The sequence below is a fragment of the Vibrio tapetis subsp. tapetis genome (genome assembly GCF_900233005.1).
Taxonomy (GTDB): Bacteria; Pseudomonadota; Gammaproteobacteria; order Enterobacterales; family Vibrionaceae; genus Vibrio; species Vibrio tapetis.
Genome location: NZ_LT960611.1, coordinates 825,006 through 844,969, shown reverse-complemented (window position 1 = coordinate 844,969; position 19,964 = coordinate 825,006). Strand labels below are relative to the sequence as shown.

Genomic DNA, 19,964 nt, shown 5'->3' with positions numbered 1-19,964 from the left:
GTGAATGTAAAAACGAAAGGGTCAGCTTAGTGCTGACCCTTTGTTATTTTGGATTAAAGGTTACAGGGATAGAGCGCTAAGTTGTTCTTTCGCGCTGTCTAGGCCTTGTTTCGCCATTTCGTCACCCATATTCAATGCTTCCGCGTACACAAACTCCACGTTGGTAATTCCAACAAAGCCAAGCACCGTGGTTAAGTATGGTGTGATGATGTCGGTTGCTGCATCTTTGTGGATACCACCTCGAGTCGTCACGACAATGGCTTTCTTGTTTTCAAGTAATCCTTTTGGGCCTTGCTCAGTATAAGCAAAGGTTACGCCTGCTCGGGCGATCATATCAACCCAGTTTTTTAACTGCGTCGGTACCGTAAAGTTGTACATTGGCGCGGCAATGATCAAGGTGTCGGATTGCTTAATTTCTTCAATCAGAGTGTTAGACAGCGCTAAAATTTCTTGTTGTTCAGGGCTAAGCTCATCACCACCGCGCAGTGCGGTTGCCACATTCATATCCAACATTGGTAAAGCATCTTGCACAAGATCGCGCTCGATAATTTGCTCACCAGGTTGCGTTGCCGTTAGTTGTTCGATTATTTGGTTTGATTGAGAGTAGCCACCAAGGATGCTTGATTTTAGTACGAGTAAGCGAGACATATTGTATTCCTTATATTTTCATCAACAGGCAGTGTTGTTGAGATAGATGTTATGCGATTGCAGAAATCGAGATAAGGCGAAAAATGTGCTCATCATATTCAAAAAAATCGAACAAGGCGGAAAGATTAAGGAATTGAATGGTGTGTGATACAATCGCGCCAATTTTTAAAGCTATAGTCAGATAGGTATTGCTTTGACCTCGTCACAGCCAAAAAAACAACAAAACAGTGCTGCAAGCCTTAAAGCGGCACTAAAAGAATGCATGTTCAAAGACCGCTTTCGTTTACAAAAGCGAATTTTCGGTGCGAGTAAGATAAAAAAAGACGAATCTCGTAATGCGGTATTTGATGAAATTGCAATGGACATTGCCAAATCAATGATGACGGCGCAGCAGCGCATCTCTGCAAGCGCGACCATCGAATATCCTGAACTGCTTCCTGTTAGTCAAAAGCGTGACGACATTGCCAAAGCGATTGAAGAGAACCAAGTGGTCATCGTCGCGGGTGAAACGGGTTCGGGTAAAACAACACAACTCCCTAAAATATGCAGTGAAATAGGGCGAGGCAAGTACGGGCTTATTGGTCATACACAGCCACGTCGCTTAGCCGCGCGCTCAGTAGCAAACCGTATTGCCGAAGAGATGGAAACCAAGCTCGGGGAGTTTGTTGGCTATAAAGTTCGTTTTAACGACCAAATTTCTGAAAACACTCAAATTAAATTGATGACAGACGGTATTTTACTGGCTGAGATTCAACACGATCGTTTTCTTAACCAATATGACACGATTATTATCGATGAAGCGCACGAACGTAGCTTAAACATCGATTTCATTTTGGGTTATCTAAAAGAATTGCTTCCTCGCCGTCCAGACCTGAAAGTGATCATCACTTCGGCGACGATAGACCCACAACGTTTTTCAAAGCACTTTAGAGATGCTCCAATCATTGAAGTGTCGGGGCGCACCTACCCTGTAGAAACACGCTACCGACCATTAAATGCAGACGACGGCGAAAGCGACCGAGATCAACTTGAAGGTATTTTTGAAGCGGTAGATGAACTGTGCGATGAAGGGGTAGGGGACATCCTGATCTTTATGAATGGCGAACGAGAAATTCGCGATACTGCAGATGCTCTCACCAAGCGTAAAATTCGTGACACTGAAGTGGTGCCTTTGTATGCGCGCCTGTCTTCTGCGGAACAGAATAAAATATTTCAATCTCATTCTGGCCGCCGCATCGTATTGGCAACAAACGTGGCAGAAACGTCACTGACGGTGCCGGGTATCAAGTATGTCATTGACCCGGGTACAGCTCGAATTAGCCGATACAGTTACAAAACCAAAGTTCAGCGCCTGCCGATTGAAGCAATTTCTCAAGCGAGTGCTAATCAACGTAAAGGCCGTTGTGGCCGTGTTGATGAAGGTATTTGTATTCGACTGTATTCTGAAGACGATTTCTTATCGCGCCCTGAATTTACCGATCCTGAAATATTAAGAACCAACTTGGCGTCGGTTATTTTGCAAATGACGGCATTAGGTTTGGGTGACATCCAGGCTTTCCCATTTGTAGAAGCGCCAGATAAACGCAATATTCAAGATGGCGTGCGCCTGCTGGAAGAATTGGGTGCGCTTGCCGTCAGTACCAAGAAAGAGGAAGATTCTAAAAAGCGACTGACACCACTAGGCCGTCAGATCTCGCGTTTGCCGATTGATCCTCGTTTGGCTCGCATGGTGATTGAAGCGTCACGAATTGGTTGCCTTAAAGAGGTGATGGTGATCGTGTCTGCGTTGTCTATACAAGACCCGCGTGAACGCTCGAGCGAAAAACAGCAAGCGGCTGACGAGCAACATCGTCGCTTTAATGATAAAGAATCTGATTTCATTACGTTTGTTAACCTATGGGATTATATTCAAGAGCAACAAAAAGCACTTTCTGGGAATCAATTCCGTAAGCAATGTAAGAAAGAGTACCTCAATTACCTGCGTGTTCGTGAGTGGCAAGATGTGTACTTCAAAGTCCATCAAGCCATGCGAGAAATGGACACCAAGTTGAATTCACAGCCGGGCAGTTATCAAAGTATTCATAGTGCCTTGCTGGTTGGGCTGCTATCGCATATTGGCGTTAAAGACCAAGAAAAGAACGAGTACCAAGGTGCTCGTAACGCTCGTTTCAATATCTTCCCAGCTTCTGGGTTATTTAAGAAACAGCCTAAGTGGATTATGTCAGCTGAATTAGTTGAAACCTCCAAGCTTTGGGGGCGCATTATTGCCAAAATCCAACCGGAATGGATCGAGCCTTTAGCGAAGCACTTAATAAAGCGGAGCTATAGCGAACCACATTGGTCTAAGAAGCAATCTGCGGTAATGGCGCATGAAAAAGTGATGCTTTATGGCATCCCAATTGTGCCTAAACGCACCATTAATTATGGCAACATCGATCCTGTTGTGAGCCGTGAAATTTTCATTCGTTCTGCGTTGGTTGAAGGTGAGTGGGAAACCAAGCACAAGTTCTTCAAGCAAAACCGCAAGCTTTTGCAAGAGGTTGAAGAATTAGAGCACAAATCTCGTCGCCGCGATATTTTGATCGACGACGACGAATTGGCCGATTTTTATGATCAACGTGTTAGTACAGAAGCGGTTTCAGGCAAGCATTTTGACAGCTGGTGGAAAATTAAATCTCAATCTGAGCCTGAATTGCTGAACTTTGAAAAAGAGATGCTATTTAAGGGCGATGCTAGCCACATTACCGACTTGGACTACCCAAACTTTTGGCATCAAGATGGTCTGAAGCTTAAATTGAGCTACCAATTTGAACCCGGCGACGACAACGATGGGGTAACCGTTCATCTGCCGTTACCTATTTTGAATCAGGTGGATCAAACCGGCTTCGATTGGCAGATTCCGGGTTTACGACATGAATTGGTTGTGAGCTTAATTAAGTCTTTGCCAAAAACACTGCGACGCAATTTCGTCCCTGCTCCTAACTATGCCGATGCATTTTTAGCCCGTGTCACACCAATGGAAACGCCATTGTTAGATGCGCTCGAGAAAGAGCTTCGTCGCATTACTGGGGTTGAAGTTTTACGAGAAGACTGGAAGTTAGAGCAAATCCCTGAGCACTTGAAGGTAACGTATCGTGCGGTTGATCATCGTAACCGTAAGCTAAAAGAACATAAAAATATTTACGAACTCAAAGAGAGTTTGAAAGATAAGGTTCAAGAGACTCTGTCACAAGTGGCGGATGATGATATTGAACAGCAAGGCCTACATACGTGGAGCTTTGGCGAATTGCCAAAAGTCTACCAGCAGAAACGTGGTGGTTTTGAAGTGAAAGCCTACCCAGCACTGGTGGATAACAAAGACAGTGTTGAAATAAAGCTATTTGAAACAGAGCAAGAGCAACATTCGGCCATGCGCCAAGGTCAGCGTCGTTTGGTGCTGTTGAATGTGCCATCACCGATTAAGTACTTGCACTCTAACTTGCCGAACAAATCAAAACTGGGCTTATACTTTAACCCTTACGGTAAAGTGCTTGATTTGATTGATGACTGTATTTCTTGTGGCATTGATAAGCTACTCGAACAAAATGGTGGCATGGTCTGGGACCCTGAACAGTTCGAGCAAACCAAAGAAAAGATCAGAGCAGAGCTAGGCGATACCGTTGTGGACATTGCCCAGCAAGTGGAAACTATCCTAACGACGGCTTTTGCAATTAATAAGAAACTAAAGGGAAAAATCGACTTTACCATGGCGTTTGCTTTGTCGGACATTAAAGCCCAAATTGAAAGTTTGATCTTTAAAGGTTTTGCAACGGAATGTGGTTGGAAGCGTTTACCCGATATTCTTCGCTATATGAAAGCGATTGAGCGTAGAATGGAAAAACTGCCGATTGACCCAAATAAAGATCGATTACACATGATCCGAATAGAGTCGGTAACAAACGACTACAAAGAGCTGTTGAATAAGATCCCGAAAGGTGTGCCAGTACCAGAGCCTGTTAAAGAAGTTCGCTGGATGCTAGAAGAGCTTCGAGTGAGCTTTTTTGCTCAACAGTTAGGCACGCCTTATCCTGTGTCGGATAAGCGAGTAAAAAATGTCATCTCAGATTTTCAATCCGACGTTGGCATAGACTTTGCTTGAATTAGCCAAATATAACAGCTTCAAATTATAGTAGATTGTGATTTAGTGATTTAGTGATTTAGTGATTTAGTGCTTTAGTTATTCACAAAAGCACTAAATTTGGATAACTAAAGCCAAAGATGGCTTGTAATTCAATGGATTAATAAAGGTATCTCATGAAAAAGATTCTTATCGTAGCGGCATTGCTTGGCATGTCTTCAACGGCAGCGGCCGATGCTCTAATTTATGCAGGGGCAAACGTTGGCCAATCTAATATTGACTCAGATAAGTCCACGGTGTTTGGCGCTCATATAGGTACCGGTATTTTACCGTTTATCGGCTTAGAAGCGGGCTACCAGAAACTGGGTGACGCATCAGTCGGCTCTGTTAACATTGAAGCATCAACTATTTATGTGGCAGCTAAGCCAAGTATTGATGTAGGTCCGATTCAAGTATACGCAAAAGCTGGTTTTCATTCTTGGAGCCAAGAGATCAGTGGCGTTTCAAGTGACGATACAGGCACAGATCTTATGTATGGCTTTGGTGCAGAATATTATTTGATTGATAACCTTTCCGTTGGCGCTTCATGGACGCAGTTTAAAATGGGTGGTAATACGGCTGACGTTAATTCTGATCAGTTCGCTCTAACAGCGACGTTCCACTTCTTATAAGTATCAGTTTTAAAATCATTTTCTTATGGCACCGAATCGTTCGGTGCCTTTTGTCATTTTTGGGTCAAATTAGGGGTGAGTTGTAAGTTCCTATTACAATGAGTTTGCGTCGCCTAGACTAAAAGATATAGAATCAGCCCAAATTTTTGACGTGCGCTTTTTATGTGCTCGTCTAGCGAGTTTAAAGTTTGTAGGGATTAAAGCTTTTTCAATTTCAGCCGATAAATGCGGTAAGGATCTATACTTAAGCAATCATGATTGTTAAGTATATTCGCATTGTATTCGCGTATTAAGTAGTAGGAAAAAAATGAAAAAGATTCTATTAGCATTGGCACTAACAGGTGTTGCATCGACGGCAGCAGCGGATTCTTGGTTGTATGCAGGCGCAAATATTGGCCAGTCTGACCTAGACGGTAAGAATGCAACAGCGGCTGGTTTCCATGTTGGTACTGGTATTCTTCCAATCATTGGTTTAGAAGCGGGTTACAACAACCACGGCAAAATCAACAACTGGGATATGAGCTCATACTACTTTGCTGTTAAGCCTAGTATTGATTTGGGTCCATTGCACGTATACGGCAAAGCTGGTGTTCACAGTTATAAGGCTGCGCATTCAGGTGCTCCAAATCAAGATGGCACCGATGCAATGTATGGCGTGGGTGTTGAATACTTTATGTTTGATATGCTGTCTGTTGGTGGTGCATACCAAAACTTTAAAACAGACTCAGGTAACATTGGCTCGTTCAACCTAACAGCAACGATTCATTTCTTATAAGTCGTAGTGGGAATTATTTCTAACTATGCCAGAGAGCGACTTGCCATTTCTCGGTTGGGTCGCTTTTTTTGTGCCTGTTTTCTATTGTCAGGTTTGAGAAAGTAAAGCTGCCTTTTCATTTCCTTATTATGTTCTAAGTTAAACATAATGACATTGTTCTGACCAAAATGTCGCATACTGACAATATTGTTTGATATTGTATCTAAATTATATTTCTCCCTTTTAGGTACACCCATGAAAAAGTTACTTATCGTAGCACTGGTTGCGGGCTCATCATTCAACGTTATTGCAGACACTAATGCCTACATTGGTCTTAACGCAGGTCAAGCTTCACTCGATGGACAGAAAGACGTTGGAGTTGGTGCATATGTTGGTGCAAATCTTTTGTCGTTTTTAGGCGTTGAAATTGGATTTCAAGGGCATGGTAAACAAGAAGAGTTGTGGCTTCCTGAGAATGACTTAGTTAATATTAAAGATGTTTCTCAATTTGATTCTTTCTATTTCGCCCTTAAACCTCAAGTAATGGTGGGCCCGGTGCAGCTTTATGCAAAGCTTGGCCGACATGCATGGAGTGGTGAGACAACTCTTGAAATTGATGGTAAAACAGAGCATACCTACGAGACAGAAAGTGGTCATGGCTATATGTACGGTGTAGGCGCAGATTACTTCTTCAGTGAAGGCTTGTCTGCTGGTGTCTTGGCGCAAAAGTATGAAACTAAGTACGGTAATGTTGAACATATCGGCGTGAATTTTACTTTGCACTTTATGTAATATCAGTTCGCTGCTGCTCTATAGCGATCATAAGATTTTATTTTAGCACTGACTTCGGTTGGTGCTTTTTATGTCAGATTAGTTCTTAATTGCTAAATAGCCACAAAAAAGCCCCAGATGACAGTCATCTAGGGCTTAGATAAATAGGTGTTAGAGGTTTTCTTAGAAGCGGTAGCCAGCTAGGAAAGTGAAGCTGTCATCTAGAGTTATAATGCGGCCTTCGGCATTAAGTTCTGATGATGCTGTATAATGTACATCCATAGTGAAGTTGTCGCTAAAGTCATAACCGAAACCAACCATAGGTCGAATGGTAGATCTAGAATCATCGATAGATGTTCCTGTGATTTTTACGTCATAGCTAGAAAATACCGCACCTGCTTTAATAGCCATGCCATTACCTAAACGGTAGCCGCCATAAACAGTTGTATCATTTTGAGTACCTGTCAAAGTGTTAGTTTGAGTTAGCATCAATGTTTCTTCAATACTGCCAAGCCCCTTAACACCTACTACAGCTTGACCAAAACCTACTTCAGCAGCAAGGTTAAGACCATTTTGAGTATCAATACCACCTAAAAGAGTGAAGTCAACGTTTGCAGAGGCAGCAGAAGACGCAAGAATAGCAGTGGCAATCAATAGTTTTTTCATTTTATAGAACTCCGGAAAGTAGCAATTCCGTGCTGGTTAAATCCATAAACAGTAAGTTGGTGATGTGTTACTGAAAAAAGAGAAACGTCTCTTCTTTCTATAATTTGGTTAGAAGCGGAAACCAGCCATGATGGTTACGCTGTCTTCAAATGTGTATTCAGAATATTTGTTAAGTGTTTCATCTTGAAAAGACTCAACATTCGCAGAGGTTGTATAGTGTAAATTTACTGACCATGTATTACTGAAGTCGTAGCCTAAACCTAACATAGGGCGGAAAACTGCATGTGTGATTGGACCTTGACGTTGGTCACTGATAGAGCCTTCAAACGTACTCATTGCAAAACCGGCTTTAGCGGCAATACCATTTTCGAAACGATATCCAGTGTAGAAAGTAACGTCTTTTTGGCTTTGAATTAAATCGTGGCCTTCAGGGTTATGTTCATCAGCGCCAATGACGTTTTTCTGCTCTACATTCCCAAGAGCTTGAAAGCCAATTAGTGCAGAGCCAACACCAATTTCAGCAGCAACCGCTGGGCCATTGTTGCTGTCAACGCCAGCAAGAACGGTGAAATCTAGTGCAGAGGCATTAGTAGAGACAAGAACAGCCGTAGCTAATAGCAATTTTTTCACTTTGAAACTCCAAGTAGTTAGCATTTCCTTGCTAAGCGTGTCTCCTGACAGTGTGATAGGGTTTACTAAATTAAGGTTAAGGTATCTCGTAATACCTTGTTTGTGGCGGCGAGTATATAAAGCACATAGTTTGCCATCAAATCTTATGTGTTGGATATTTGTCAGGGTTATATAAAGTCTAGAAATGTACGAGAAACTTAAAGGGATCTGTTACTTTCAATGGAAAGGCCTTGAGCTATCTAGCTGAATTTTCGGGATTTTTACAAAAGTGTTTGATAGGTTTGGTCGAAATAGTTTAACAGTTATAAAAAAAGGCGATCACAAGATCGCCTTTAAACATTCTGAATACTATCAAATGGTGAGATATGATTAGTTGCTTTGGCCTACAACAACAACTTCACCGGTCTCTTCGTCTAGGTAAGCACCAATGGGTTGAGGTTGGTTGATTTCAAATTCCCAACAGATCTTTTGGTTTGCTACTGCAGATTGCTCTTCACCAGCGCCAGCTTCTAAACCTGGTTTGTTTTTAGTCAGAAACTCGTTCGCTACTTCACGTAGGTCATCTTCCGTTACTTCAACAAACAAGCCGTTTATTTGAGAACAAACAAGCATTTTTGGGTGGCGTTCATCATGAGCAGCAGGGATCATGTATTGATTGCCATTATCAGAGTTAAAAATAGCTTCGTTTTGGCCAGTTAACAGGTTGTAATCAGACTGCAGTTTTGCAGCTTTTGCCATGTTGTAAGCAGAGCAGCCGCCTAGTGTAGAAGCAGCAAGAACGAGAGCAATAATTTTACCAAACGATGTCATAGATGACCTTTTATATAATATGTGGTTTTACGTCGCATTATGCTTGCTTGAATGGTTGACGTCAAACATATTATTGTCAGGGCTATGTCATGCATTGAATTGATAAAGAGTTTAATTAACAGTTTACGTTCGCTGACAGCGTAATGAGGCTGCGTGACTAGGATAAAGCGGCATTCATGCAGGACTATTTTACTTAGATGTTTGCATTTCTTGTAGGCCACCGGCATTGTGCAAGTGAGTAAACCCTTGTTCGAGTAAATAGTTATAAGCTTGGCCTGAACGGTTACCGCTTCGGCAGTACAACACAATCACGCGGTCTTTGTTTATGGATGAAAAGTGTTTATCAAGTTCATGTAACGGGAAGTTCAGGGCATTGTTTAAATGCGCATCATCAAATTCTTGAGGCGTTCGTACATCGACGATCAGAGCACCTTGTTCTATCAGTTGCCAACCTTGCTCTGCTCGTTCCGACGCCATTGAAAAAGGGGAAAACAAAATCGTGAAAGCAAAAAGTACAACCTGTAGATTTTTAAACATAGTTTTTCTCGATAGCAAGCTGGTGAATGTTTCACCTTAGTATATAGAAAAAGGGCGCATATACGAGTTGATATGCGCCCTTAAAAATACCAAATATGGAATAACGGTATTCGTTACAAGTAGCGATCCTCTAAGTGTTTCTTAAAGAAACTAGGATTCAATACTTCACCTGTTGCTTGAATCATCAAATCATTGGTTGAAAGCGTACTCGCCTTATCCCAAATGTTACTGCCTAGCCAGTCAAAAATAGGTGTTAAATCACCAGAGTTAATCACGTCTTCAACGTTCAACTGCTTACTAACTGTTGCCATTTGTTGCGCCGCGTACATCGCGCCAAGTGTGTAACTTGGGAAGTAGCCGAATGCGCCGTCTGTCCAGTGTATGTCTTGCATGCATCCGTTGGTGTAGTTGCCTACCGTATCAAGACCCAAGTATTGCTTCATCTTGGTGGCCCAAAGCTCTGGTACATCAGTGTGGGAAATTTTACCGTTGATCAGGTCACGTTCAATTTCGTAACGAAGAATAACGTGGGCAGGGTAGGTTAGCTCATCGGCATCGACACGAATGAAGCCTTTATCCACTTTGGTGTAAAGCTTGTGGAAGTTGTCATAAGAAAACGCCGAGTCAGACTGACGTCCGAAATTGTGTGCAGCTTTTTCTGATAAGATTTTAATGAATGCGTCACTGCGGCCTAACTGCATCTCGAAAAATAGAGATTGAGACTCGTGCACACCCATTGAACGCGCTTCTCCAACTGGCAGCCCTGCTAATGATTTTGGTAAACCTTGCTCATATCGAGCGTGGCCTGTTTCATGAACCGTGCCCATTAAAGACTGAACAAAGTCGCTTTCGCAGTAACGTGTCGTTAGGCGGACATCCGAAGGCACACCGCCGCAAAATGGATGAACACTGACATCAAGGCGACCGTGGTTGAAGTCGAATTGAAGTAACTTCATTACATCCAACCCAAGTTCGCGCTGGTTTTGTGTTGGAAAAGTGCCACTTGGTTGAATGATTTGTTCTTGATTCTGTTTATCAATAACTTGATCAATGAGGTTAGGTAGCCACGTTTTTACGTCGCCAAATAAGCCTTCGAGGAATTGGGTATTCGTGCCAGGTTCGTAGAGATCAAGCATGGCATCGTAAGGTGATAAGCCAGCAGCATCGGCACGAATCTGAGATTCTTCTCGAGAAAGCTCAACCACTTCACGCCAGTTTTTTTCAAAACCTTGCCAATCATTTTGGCCGCGTTGACTGCGCCATGCGTGCTCACACTTAGAACCGGCAAGGGCTTTTGCTTCCACGAGGGCTTCTGGCAGCACATTGCTATTATTCCAGGTACGTTTCATTTCACGCAGGCTGGCGGTTTCAGTCGGAGAAAGAGATTCTTGCTCAGCCTTATCAAACCATTCAGCAAGTTGTGGCTGAGTTGATAGAGTGTGAACGTGAACAGACAGTTCTGCCATTGCTTCCGAGCGAGCTTGGTTGCCACCACTAGGCATCATTGCAGCCTGATCCCAGCCACAGATTGCTGAGAGATGATTGAAGCGTGAGATCTTCAAGTTATGGTCGACAAGTTTTTTGTAATAGCTCATGGTAATCCTTATTTTGTAGCTTAAACGAGCGGAACGAAATCCAAGCCAAACTATAGCAACTATTTAACAACGAATCATGCTCAATTTGTTTACCTATTCGGGTTGACTCGACTTTTTTCTGTAAACTTCGCTTTCCAAGCTTTGAAACAATTGATATACAGATGGAATGATTTATTTATTCGATCCTCACTATGCAACTACTGAATATTGAAGCTTTTTTGATTGCCATTACTATCCTAACATTAACGCCTGGGCTTGATACGGCTTTGGTTATCCGTAATACCAGCCGTAATGGTGCACTGCAAGGGAGCATAACTAGCTTAGGTATTTGCTTGGGGTTGTTCGTCCACGCCACATTCTCTGCTATTGGTATCTCGGCCATTCTCTTGCAATCTGCGGAAATGTTTATGGTTATGAAATGGGTTGGCGCCGCGTATCTTATTTGGTTAGGAATTGGCTCATTAAAAACCATGTGGCGCGGTGGTGATGCCTTAAAAATTGAAGCGGTAAACAGTGGCTCTCAAGGGGATTGGAGGAAATCACTTAAAGAAGGCTTTTTATCCAATGTGTTGAACCCTAAAACTGCCGTGTTTTATCTGGCTTTTCTACCGCAGTTTATTCACCCAGATTATTCGCCATTCTTACAGTCGCTGTTAATGGCGTCGATTCACTTTTTTATTGCTATGGTTTGGCAATGTAGTATTGCGCTGATGATCAATAGAGCGAAAGGTGCCTTGAGTAATACATCATTTGTACGTTGGCTTGAAGGAGCGACAGGTGTGGTTTTGGTTGCATTGGGTGTGAAGCTTATTATGGAAGAGCCTTTATAGCAGCCATCGTATAGACATCGCTTAGACAGAAATAACAAAGTCCGCAGTTATCGCGGACTTTGTCGTTCTAGATTATGCTTGAACTGGTTTCGATGATTGTAAGCCAGACTCAATATCAAAGAATCGCTTGGTTTCTTCAATTACGACACTTCTTAACGCAATCAAACCAATTAAGTTTGGAATCGCCATTAGGCCGTTTACGATGTCTGCGATAACCCAAATCATGTCCAACTTTAAGAAAGCACCTGATGCGACTAACGCTACGAAGATGATTTTGTAAGGTAGAATGGCTTTGGTACCCATCAAGTAAACCACGCAGCGCTCGCCGTAGTAGTTCCAACCTAGAATGGTAGTAAACGCAAAGAACATCAAACCAACTGATACCATCATCGGGCCGATTGATTCAGAATCTAAGCCGACTGAAAAGGCGTAAGTCGTCATCTCTGCGCCAGCAAGATCGCCTTGCCAAGCACCCGTTAGGATAAGCGTGAGGCCAGTCATGGTACAGATGATGATGGTGTCGAAGAAGGTGCCTGTCATTGAAATCAGGCCTTGTTTGACACAAGAGTCTGTTTTCGCTGCTGCCGCCGCCATTGGTGCACTACCAAGTCCCGACTCGTTAGAGAATACGCCGCGAGCAATACCAGATTGAATCGCAAGCATAATGCTAGCCCCTAAGAAGCCACCACTTGCTGCGGTATTGGTAAATGCGGAACTTACCACCAGTGAAATCGCGGCTCCGAGTTGGTCTGCATTCATGGCTAGAACACTGACACACGCAAGAATGTAAAATAGTGCCATGGTTGGTACCACTTTACCCGCAACTTTAGCGATAGACTGGATTCCACCTAGTGTCACGATGGCAACCAATGAAGTTAAAACAATGGCAGAAACGTCACGAGATACACCAAAAGACAGATAGCTAGCGTCCAAAATGGCATTCACTTGTGGGAAGGTACCGATACCAAAGCAGGCAACACCCAAAGCAAAAATAGCGAACATGACGGCTAAGAATTTTGAACCTACACCGTACTGCAAGTAGTACATTGGTCCGCCAACCATTTGGCCTTTATCGTCAACTTTACGGTATTTCACCGCAAGCAAACATTCGGCGTATTTCGTCGCCATGCCAAATAAAGCCGCGAGCCACATCCAAAATAGAGCGCCAGGGCCACCCATTTTGATAGCAGTAGCAACACCAACGATATTACCCGTACCAATGGTTGCCGAAAGGGCAGTACACAGAGCAGCGAAGCTGGAAATATCGCCTTGCTTCTCTTGGTTTTTGTTTTTGCCAAACACAAGTTTTAGCGCAGTAGGCAGGTGACGGAACTGCAAAAGGTTGAGTCGAAAAGTGAAGTATGCGCCGGTACCAACTAACAGAATTAGCAGTGGTGGACCCCAAACGAGGTTGTCGACAATTTGTAGAAATGAATATAGGTCTTGCATGGTTTCCCCTTAATAAACAACATATAAGGAGAAGAGAGAAAGGGGATCAACGATCCGCAAATGGCTCAATAGATTGAGTTACATGGTATAGCCTTTCACTCCTCTGTCCTTTTGCCTGAGAGTTTCACTCAACACATAATATGTGTGTGAGCTTGCTCCTTCGGCGACCGATTTAACGGTTCTCTCCAGAGGTTCCTCCAATGACAGTCCTCACTGTTACTTAAAACAGCACCTGAAAGATTCGGCGATTTACTGCTGCCAGTAAAAGGCTATGCTTCTTCGGTAGGTCTCTCTAATTAAAGAGATTCCGCTCTCCTGTACATCTTCATCGGAACACGAATCCAATTAGTGGATTATGTTTGTTCTTAACGCACTAACGTCAAGAAGACGAGGAGATTATCAGGAATTTTGAATAATTCAACTGATTTTGATCAAATGCTTATCAGTAATGTACTGCGCCTGTTCATTTACCTATTCAATAAGATTTCATGTCGTTCGATATCGAATGTAATCCACGCAAATAGAGCAAGTGATTGAGTAACATCTACCTAATTTATAATTGCTTGCATAATTCTTGGTCGTTTAGTGAAAACATCGACACTACGCTAACGCGAACATGGAAAAAAAGTGTTATAACTGATTGAGGTAAGGGAGATTACTATGACTAGATTAATTGCTATCGGGGTCTTGATTGGGCTCGCCGTTTTGCTGTTTAAATATCGAACCAACGAAAAACTGCAAAAGGCCGTTATTTATACCTCAGTAATGGGTGCGGCAAGCTATGTTATCTATATTGTCTTGATGGAACTCATTCGCTGATGTTTGGAGTGTAACAGTGAGTAAAGAAAACGAAGCCATTGAACGAGATGATCTCGACGATGAAGTCGTGATTGTTGAAGAGCGTAATAAGACATCTTATTTGTATATCGCTATAGCCGCCTCATTAGGTCTGGCAATTGGAGGGTTAGCAGGTTCTGTTCTTACCCAGAATAGTTGGCAGCAAGCCTATTCGAGTGTTGAGAATCGAGTTCAAAAACTTGAAGGCGAGAAAGTGCTGATGGAGCAAACTTTGCTTAGTCATCAAAAAGACTTTGACTCAAAAGTGGAAGTTCAATTAACGACTCAATCAGACCAGTTAACGACAGAGTACGAAAAGACAATATCTGAGTTAGAAAAAAGCGTCACTGAACTTGAGAAAGTAAACTTGGATCAGGAAAACCTAATCGCTAAGCAGAAGAAAAGTTTAGAAGCGGCGGCCGATGATAATCAAAAGCTAAACCGTCAGGCTGATCTTCAAGCAACGGTATTTGAACGTTCTCGTGAAGTGTTTCAGCGCGAATTGACGATCAAACAAGAAATGAAAGACTTAGTTAAAGAACGAGATGAGTTGTTACCGCAAAAAGAACGCATGAAAAAAGAGTGTGATGTGTTCTTAGAAGGCACGTCTTGGGATTCCAAAAGTGATGCCTGTGATAAAAGTGATGAATTAAGTTCAAGACTTAGCCAAATCGACCAAATGCTGGAAGTCCACCGATTAGATCTACAACAGATTCAGCAATTGAGTGAAGACATAGGTTTGTAATCGCGAGTTCTGTTTATTGACTGAAATAAAAAATGCAGCGAATCGTTCGCTGCATTTTGAGTTTAGACTGTTATAACGTTATCACACTTCTGTTCGTATCTTTACTTTCATCGAGATCCAAGCCATCACTCCCCACAATAGCGTTAGCAACCATAGTTGGGTGACTAGCTCTTTTATTTGTGTGATGGATGCGCCCATTTGATTTATTTTCAAGAAGCTCATAATGGCTGGCGTACTTGGTATCAAGTTACTCAGTAATACAATTGGGCTAGGGATGCTTTCAACAGGCCATATAAAACCAGCACTGAAGATCAAAGGCATTGAACTTAGTAAAACCAGCAGAGTCACTAGCTCTGTTCTTGGCACCCATCGACCGACGCAAACACCAATCAAGCTGGCCGAAAATAGGAAGGGCACCAGCACAATCGCCAGATCAATTGGCGCGGCGAGACGGCTTATTTCATACATCTCGAAGCTATAACCGAAATAAAATAGACTCAGTAATACGTAGAGCATGCTAAAACATCCGACTCGTACAACGAGCAGTTGTAGCTTTGACGCCTCAGACCAATAACCTTCTTTATTACGTTGAGAACAAGTTAGAATGCCCACACCCATCAATAAAGTTTGGTGCAGTATGATCACAAATACCGCAGGGACGACATAGTCGACATACCCCATTTTAGGGTTGAACGTTGGCTTTAGGTTCAAGTGAATAGGGGCATGCTGCTCCGAGGCAAGCGCCATCGGTTCGCCTTCCATAACCAATTTGGCGACTTTAGCTTGCGCACCTAATGTTCCACTGGCCTTAGCTAAACCTTCAACTACGGTGCCGTATACTAAGAAGTAAGAGGCATCGCCTGCATAGGCAAGTGTCGGGCTTTTACCAAGTAACAAATCTTTATAGAAATGTTCTGGTATCACCAAAATACCACTCGCCTCTTTGTTCAAAAACTGCTGTTTGGCTTGCTCTATCGTGTGAGCACGCGTGGCAATTTTTACTTGTGGTGTAGCGTCTACCATGCGTTCTAACTGATAACTGCTTCGGCTTTTGTCTAAATTTACTACGGTGATCTCTTGCTCTTGCGCAACTTGATGAGCATAAGGCAAAGGGTAGAGGAATGAGTAAAAAATGGTTCCTCCAAAAACCGTCACGACGATGGCTGGATGGGTCAGAATTGCCATCAACTCTTTTTTAATTAATGTCCACCAGCTCATGCTATTACCTCTTTAGCTAGACGTTTTTTAACCAATAACATGACGAGCAAAGCAGGAAATATAAAGCCGAGCATGGGCAGTTGAGTGGTTAAGGTTTGCCAAACATTTGCCCCATAACTGGCTTGATAAACTTGCCCTTCGATATAATGGCTAACAGGAAGTAAGCTACGCCAAGCTTGGGCGAGTTGACTCATGTCAGTAACCGGAAAAGTAATGCCCATAAAGGCAAAACTTGGTGCGGTATAGGCCCCTGCAAAACTCATGGCGCGTGTTGCGTCCATGGTTAAGAAGAAAAACAAGCTGCCCATGATCATACAAGCCAGAATCATCAATAATTGGCAAATAATGACCAGCAAGAAGCTGCCGTTAAATGCCCAGCCGATGCCAACGAATAACCAATACAGAAGTGCCAGCCCATGCAAGGCAAATATGACGCTGTAAGGAGCCAGAGTACGCACTAAGCGAGACACAGGAGCATTGCCTAACCAAGAAGATAACGTTTGAGTTCTTAATTGAGCGGCAATGATCATAACCGTCGAAACCACGATGGCGATCTGCCATATTGCAGGAACAACAGCAGAAATAAGAAACTGGCTGTAACTGGTATTGCTGTTAAATAACGGGGTTATTTGACTGCGAATTGGCACAGCTTTGCCCAGAGCTTGGGTTGGCGTGGCATTGCCTTTCGCTAATATTTTACCGGCATCCAACTTGGCGTTAAATGTTCCTTGAGCTTGTAACAAGGCTGAATTCACCAAGCGTCCAACAAGAATATATTGGCTATTAAAAAATGCCGTTACCTGCGGGGGTTGGGCTAGGTAAGCCAGTTTGCTGGTGTCTTTAGGGATCACCACATAAGCGTATATGTCACCAGATTGCAGTGCCAACTTGGCTTGATGAGTATCGGTATAATGAGCCGATACAGACAAGCTAGAGGTTGCATCATAGTGCTGAACCATCTGACGTGAAACTTGGCTATGATCCAAATCTACTACGCCGATAGGGATGTCTCTGGCGATGCTCGAAGAGAACACCCACCAAAGGCTTACCATCAATAAGATAGGCAACCACGTCAGTACAGACAGTAGCCACTTATCCTTTTTGACGATCTGCCACTGATGTGCCAGAGAATCCGGGGTTTGGTTATAAGTTCTCGATGACAACACTCATTCCCACTCGTAGGTTATCCATAGCGACAACAGGGCGCGCTTCTACTTCGAACGTGCGCATATCGAAGCCTTGGCTTGAATCGGTAGAGCGCCAGGTAGCGAAATCACCCATCACTGCAACGTGGCTTACTTCCAGCATGACTTTTTCGTCGATAGCAGGAATAAAGACCTCAAACTGGCTGCCTTTTGTGAACTTACTTAACTGGTCTTCACGAACGTTAAATACCGCCCATGCGTCTTGCATATCAAGAACAGTCACAACGGGGAAACCTTGAGGTGCAAGCTCTCCACTGTTTAGTAATACCTGAGAGACTTCTCCATTAAACCAGCTTTGAATTCGAGTGTCGGCTGCGTAAGCTTCTACTTCTGCCACTGCGCCAGCTGCCATGCGTGCTTTTTCAACCGCTGCACGTTTGGTTTCGTCACGAGCGCCTTCTTGCGCCATTTGATACATTTGGAAAGCGGCGCTTTCGGTGTACTTGGCTGCTTGCCATTGTGTTTTGGCTTCATCACGTTTTTGCTCCGCGACGACCCCGTCTGAATAGAGATTATTAACACGCTGGTAGGTTTTTTCCATCAGATCAGAGGCAGCTTTTGCTTTCATCCACTGATCTTTTGATGCTTGAATTTGCTGAACGCGAGCGCCTTTCTCTGCTTGTTGAGCCATTGCTCCAGCCGCTTCTTGACCAGCCACCGCTTGTTCCAATTTCGCTTCAATCTCTGGGCTGTAGATGGTGAATACCATATCGCCTTTACGAACCATATCGCCTTTACGTACAAGCACTTCATCAATTCGGCCGGCTACTTTAGAAGAGACATTGTATTGTTGCGCTTCGATCTGACCTTGCAGACGAATTGGCTGATCTTCATAGGCGGTTGCAAAGCTGTAGGCCAACCAGCCAACTAGTGCAAGAGTGGCAGTACCGGCAATGGCAGGTTTAAGTAGTTTGGTGTTCATGAGTTATCCTTCTGAGCGATTGCACTAGATTCGTATTGGCTGAATGTGTTCATTTCATTGCTAAGTGCTAGCAACTTATTTAAAGCGATAAGGTAGTTGAATCGCGCGAGGTGTTGTTGTGTTTTGATGCTTGCTAAATACAGCTCTGCATCAACAACTTCTAAAGAGTTCGACAGGCCTTGATTAAAGGCGCGACTGCGTAAATTTAGGTTTTCTGTTGCTAAATTTAAGCTCGATTGTAGGCCGTTTACTTCTTCCATTGATTGTTCTGCAGCGAGATACGTTTTTTCAACCAAAACTTCGAGGTTCTTCTCGGCTTGAATGCGAAGGTACTGCACTTGTCGAACGGCGCTATGTGCCGCTTGAGAACGGTCAGAGCGACCAGAGGTATCAATTAAAGGCACGCTTACACCGATACCAACCATCCAGTCAGGTTTCATTTGGCTCGCTAAACTTTCGTGTTCGTAAACAGAGTAATCACCGTAAACAAATACTTCAGGTAAGTATTTTCCGTCTTCTGCTTTTACTAAATTGGTCGCTTGCTTCTTTTTGGCATCGAGAATATCTAGCCCAGGGTAAGTGGCAAGAGTTTGATCAACAAAAGCAGATAGAGGAGGAAGCTTATGATTAATGAACAAAGCACTTTCTAACTCTATGTCTTTTTGGTTGAGCAAACTTGCAAGCGCCGCAGAGGCTATTTCCATGTCTCTAGCGGCTTTTCGGGTATCCACTTTAGCTTTATCTAGCGATGCCTCTGCTTGAAGGCGTTCAACTTTGGCGATTTGACCTTGTTTTTCTAACTTCAATGCAAAATCACGGTGCTGGGTGAGGCCTTGTTCAACCGCTTTGCGAGTAGCAAGGACTTCTTTGGTAAGTACGACACTAAAGTAGTATTTGCTCAAGTCTTCAAAGCGAGCTTGACGCTCCATCGCAAATTCACTGCGAGCTTGATCAGCTTGGCCTGCGGCAATTTCTTGTGCAGCCGTAATACGGCCTCCCGTAAAGATTGGCCAAATGGCACGGATAGAAGAGCTGAAAATGTCTCTTTCAGTAACAGTAGTCTCGATACCGCCGAGAATGTTTCCTAAAAAACCACCAACAGGTGAACCACTAAGACCTTCCAAGCCTGTTGTCGCATCAGCCAATTGATGACCATTCACCGTCACGTCTTTATCTAACACCGTGTAGTTTGCCGAAAGCTTGATACTCGGTAAGTTCAAACCGTCTTTCGACTGCTGTAAGTAGCGGTAGCGATCGACATTAGCTTGCGATGCCGCAAGAGAATCGTTGTCACTTTGTACAATTTGCCATGCTTGTTCAAAAGCGAGCGGCTGCGCGTTGGCTGCAATAAACGGCAGCGCTAGAACACCACCGATTAACCAAGAGGTTGTACGTTTCATCATTGTCCGCCTAGGGAAGTACATTATCTAGAGTATATGCTCTATTTTAAAGGTCTAACATCTAATGTAAAGAGTCGAAAGTGTAAATCAAAGTTTCATATAACAGTAGCTTAGTAAATGTTCGATTAGCAATGAATAAAAGCTTTTTCTGCTGCAGTT

18 protein-coding genes and 1 riboswitch are annotated in these 19,964 nt (G+C 43.3%); of the genes, 7 read left to right on the top strand and 11 right to left on the bottom strand.

The features are described from left to right. Window positions 1-60 precede the first annotated feature (60 nt). Complete coding sequence (locus VTAP4600_RS03795; RefSeq protein ID WP_102521576.1) at window positions 61-648, bottom strand: FMN-dependent NADH-azoreductase; 588 nt, start codon at window positions 646-648, stop codon at window positions 61-63. A 193-nt stretch (window positions 649-841) separates the two neighbouring features. On the opposite strand from VTAP4600_RS03795, the gene hrpA reads away from it, so the two are divergent. The 4 genes from hrpA to VTAP4600_RS03770 all read left to right on the top strand — a co-directional run bounded on the left by hrpA (window position 842) and on the right by VTAP4600_RS03770 (window position 6,982). Beyond that, a complete protein-coding gene (hrpA, locus tag VTAP4600_RS03790; protein WP_102521575.1) occupies window positions 842-4,786 on the top strand; it encodes an ATP-dependent RNA helicase HrpA in 3,945 nt (1,314 codons plus the stop codon). Between the two features lie 155 nt (window positions 4,787-4,941). Then, window positions 4,942-5,436 (top strand): porin family protein, encoded by a 495-nt coding sequence (locus VTAP4600_RS03785; protein WP_102521574.1) that lies wholly within the window; start codon window positions 4,942-4,944, stop codon window positions 5,434-5,436. Between the two features lie 307 nt (window positions 5,437-5,743). Then, the gene (locus tag VTAP4600_RS03780) at window positions 5,744-6,211 is read left to right on the top strand and encodes an outer membrane beta-barrel protein (protein WP_102521573.1); all 468 of its coding nucleotides are present in this window, start codon (window positions 5,744-5,746) and stop codon (window positions 6,209-6,211) included. 234 nt (window positions 6,212-6,445) lie between these two features. Further along, a complete protein-coding gene (locus tag VTAP4600_RS03770) occupies window positions 6,446-6,982 on the top strand; it encodes an outer membrane beta-barrel protein (protein ID WP_102521571.1) in 537 nt (178 codons plus the stop codon). Between the two features lie 162 nt (window positions 6,983-7,144). Here the strand turns inward: VTAP4600_RS03770 and VTAP4600_RS03765 are convergent, their stop codons facing one another. The 5 genes from VTAP4600_RS03765 to VTAP4600_RS03745 form a co-directional block, all read right to left on the bottom strand. Then, window positions 7,145-7,627, bottom strand: a complete 483-nt coding sequence (locus VTAP4600_RS03765; protein ID WP_102521570.1) for an outer membrane beta-barrel protein — start codon at window positions 7,625-7,627, stop codon at window positions 7,145-7,147. 108 nt (window positions 7,628-7,735) lie between these two features. Further along, window positions 7,736-8,257, bottom strand: coding sequence for an outer membrane beta-barrel protein (locus tag VTAP4600_RS03760; protein ID WP_172443062.1), 522 nt, complete (start codon window positions 8,255-8,257; stop codon window positions 7,736-7,738). A 369-nt stretch (window positions 8,258-8,626) separates the two neighbouring features. Continuing rightward, the gene (locus VTAP4600_RS03755; RefSeq protein ID WP_102521568.1) at window positions 8,627-9,067 is read right to left on the bottom strand and encodes a hypothetical protein; all 441 of its coding nucleotides are present in this window, start codon (window positions 9,065-9,067) and stop codon (window positions 8,627-8,629) included. A gap of 189 nt (window positions 9,068-9,256) precedes the next feature. After that, window positions 9,257-9,604: a rhodanese-like domain-containing protein gene (locus VTAP4600_RS03750; protein WP_102521567.1), complete on the bottom strand. Its 348-nt coding sequence runs from the start codon at window positions 9,602-9,604 to the stop codon at window positions 9,257-9,259. Window positions 9,605-9,717: 113 nt separating this feature from the next. Then, on the bottom strand, window positions 9,718-11,199 hold the full coding sequence (locus tag VTAP4600_RS03745) for a carboxypeptidase M32 (RefSeq protein ID WP_102521566.1): 1,482 nt from the start codon (window positions 11,197-11,199) through the stop codon (window positions 9,718-9,720). Between the two features lie 191 nt (window positions 11,200-11,390). Between VTAP4600_RS03745 and VTAP4600_RS03740 the strand changes: the two genes are divergently transcribed. Then, a complete protein-coding gene (locus VTAP4600_RS03740) occupies window positions 11,391-12,029 on the top strand; it encodes a LysE family translocator (RefSeq protein WP_102521565.1) in 639 nt (212 codons plus the stop codon). A gap of 72 nt (window positions 12,030-12,101) precedes the next feature. Here VTAP4600_RS03740 and VTAP4600_RS03735 read toward each other — a convergent pair whose 3' ends face one another. Further along, window positions 12,102-13,478, bottom strand: coding sequence for an alanine/glycine:cation symporter family protein (locus VTAP4600_RS03735; protein WP_102521564.1), 1,377 nt, complete (start codon window positions 13,476-13,478; stop codon window positions 12,102-12,104). A gap of 93 nt (window positions 13,479-13,571) precedes the next feature. Then, a riboswitch (glycine riboswitch) is annotated at window positions 13,572-13,677 on the bottom strand. Window positions 13,678-14,138: 461 nt separating this feature from the next. On the opposite strand from VTAP4600_RS03735, the gene VTAP4600_RS25890 reads away from it, so the two are divergent. Next, on the top strand, window positions 14,139-14,297 hold the full coding sequence (locus VTAP4600_RS25890; RefSeq protein ID WP_172443061.1) for a hypothetical protein: 159 nt from the start codon (window positions 14,139-14,141) through the stop codon (window positions 14,295-14,297). 16 nt (window positions 14,298-14,313) lie between these two features. After that, window positions 14,314-15,060 (top strand): chromosome partitioning protein ParA, encoded by a 747-nt coding sequence (locus VTAP4600_RS03730; RefSeq protein WP_231897860.1) that lies wholly within the window; start codon window positions 14,314-14,316, stop codon window positions 15,058-15,060. Window positions 15,061-15,141: 81 nt separating this feature from the next. Here VTAP4600_RS03730 and VTAP4600_RS03725 read toward each other — a convergent pair whose 3' ends face one another. From VTAP4600_RS03725 to VTAP4600_RS03710, 4 genes are read right to left on the bottom strand one after another with little or no spacing between them, the layout of a single operon-like run. Continuing rightward, on the bottom strand, window positions 15,142-16,278 hold the full coding sequence (locus VTAP4600_RS03725; RefSeq protein ID WP_102521563.1) for an ABC transporter permease: 1,137 nt from the start codon (window positions 16,276-16,278) through the stop codon (window positions 15,142-15,144). After that, window positions 16,275-17,441 carry an ABC transporter permease gene (locus VTAP4600_RS03720; RefSeq protein ID WP_231897859.1) on the bottom strand — a complete coding sequence of 389 codons (1,167 nt, stop codon included), beginning with the start codon at window positions 17,439-17,441 and terminating at the stop codon, window positions 16,275-16,277. Before VTAP4600_RS03720 ends, VTAP4600_RS03725 begins: the two co-directional genes overlap by 4 nt. Then, window positions 17,422-18,405 (bottom strand): HlyD family secretion protein, encoded by a 984-nt coding sequence (locus VTAP4600_RS03715; protein ID WP_102521562.1) that lies wholly within the window; start codon window positions 18,403-18,405, stop codon window positions 17,422-17,424. Before VTAP4600_RS03715 ends, VTAP4600_RS03720 begins: the two co-directional genes overlap by 20 nt. Next, window positions 18,402-19,808, bottom strand: coding sequence for a TolC family protein (locus VTAP4600_RS03710; protein ID WP_102521561.1), 1,407 nt, complete (start codon window positions 19,806-19,808; stop codon window positions 18,402-18,404). The genes VTAP4600_RS03715 and VTAP4600_RS03710 overlap by 4 nt, the downstream gene beginning before the upstream one ends. Window positions 19,809-19,964: the final 156 nt, after the last annotated feature.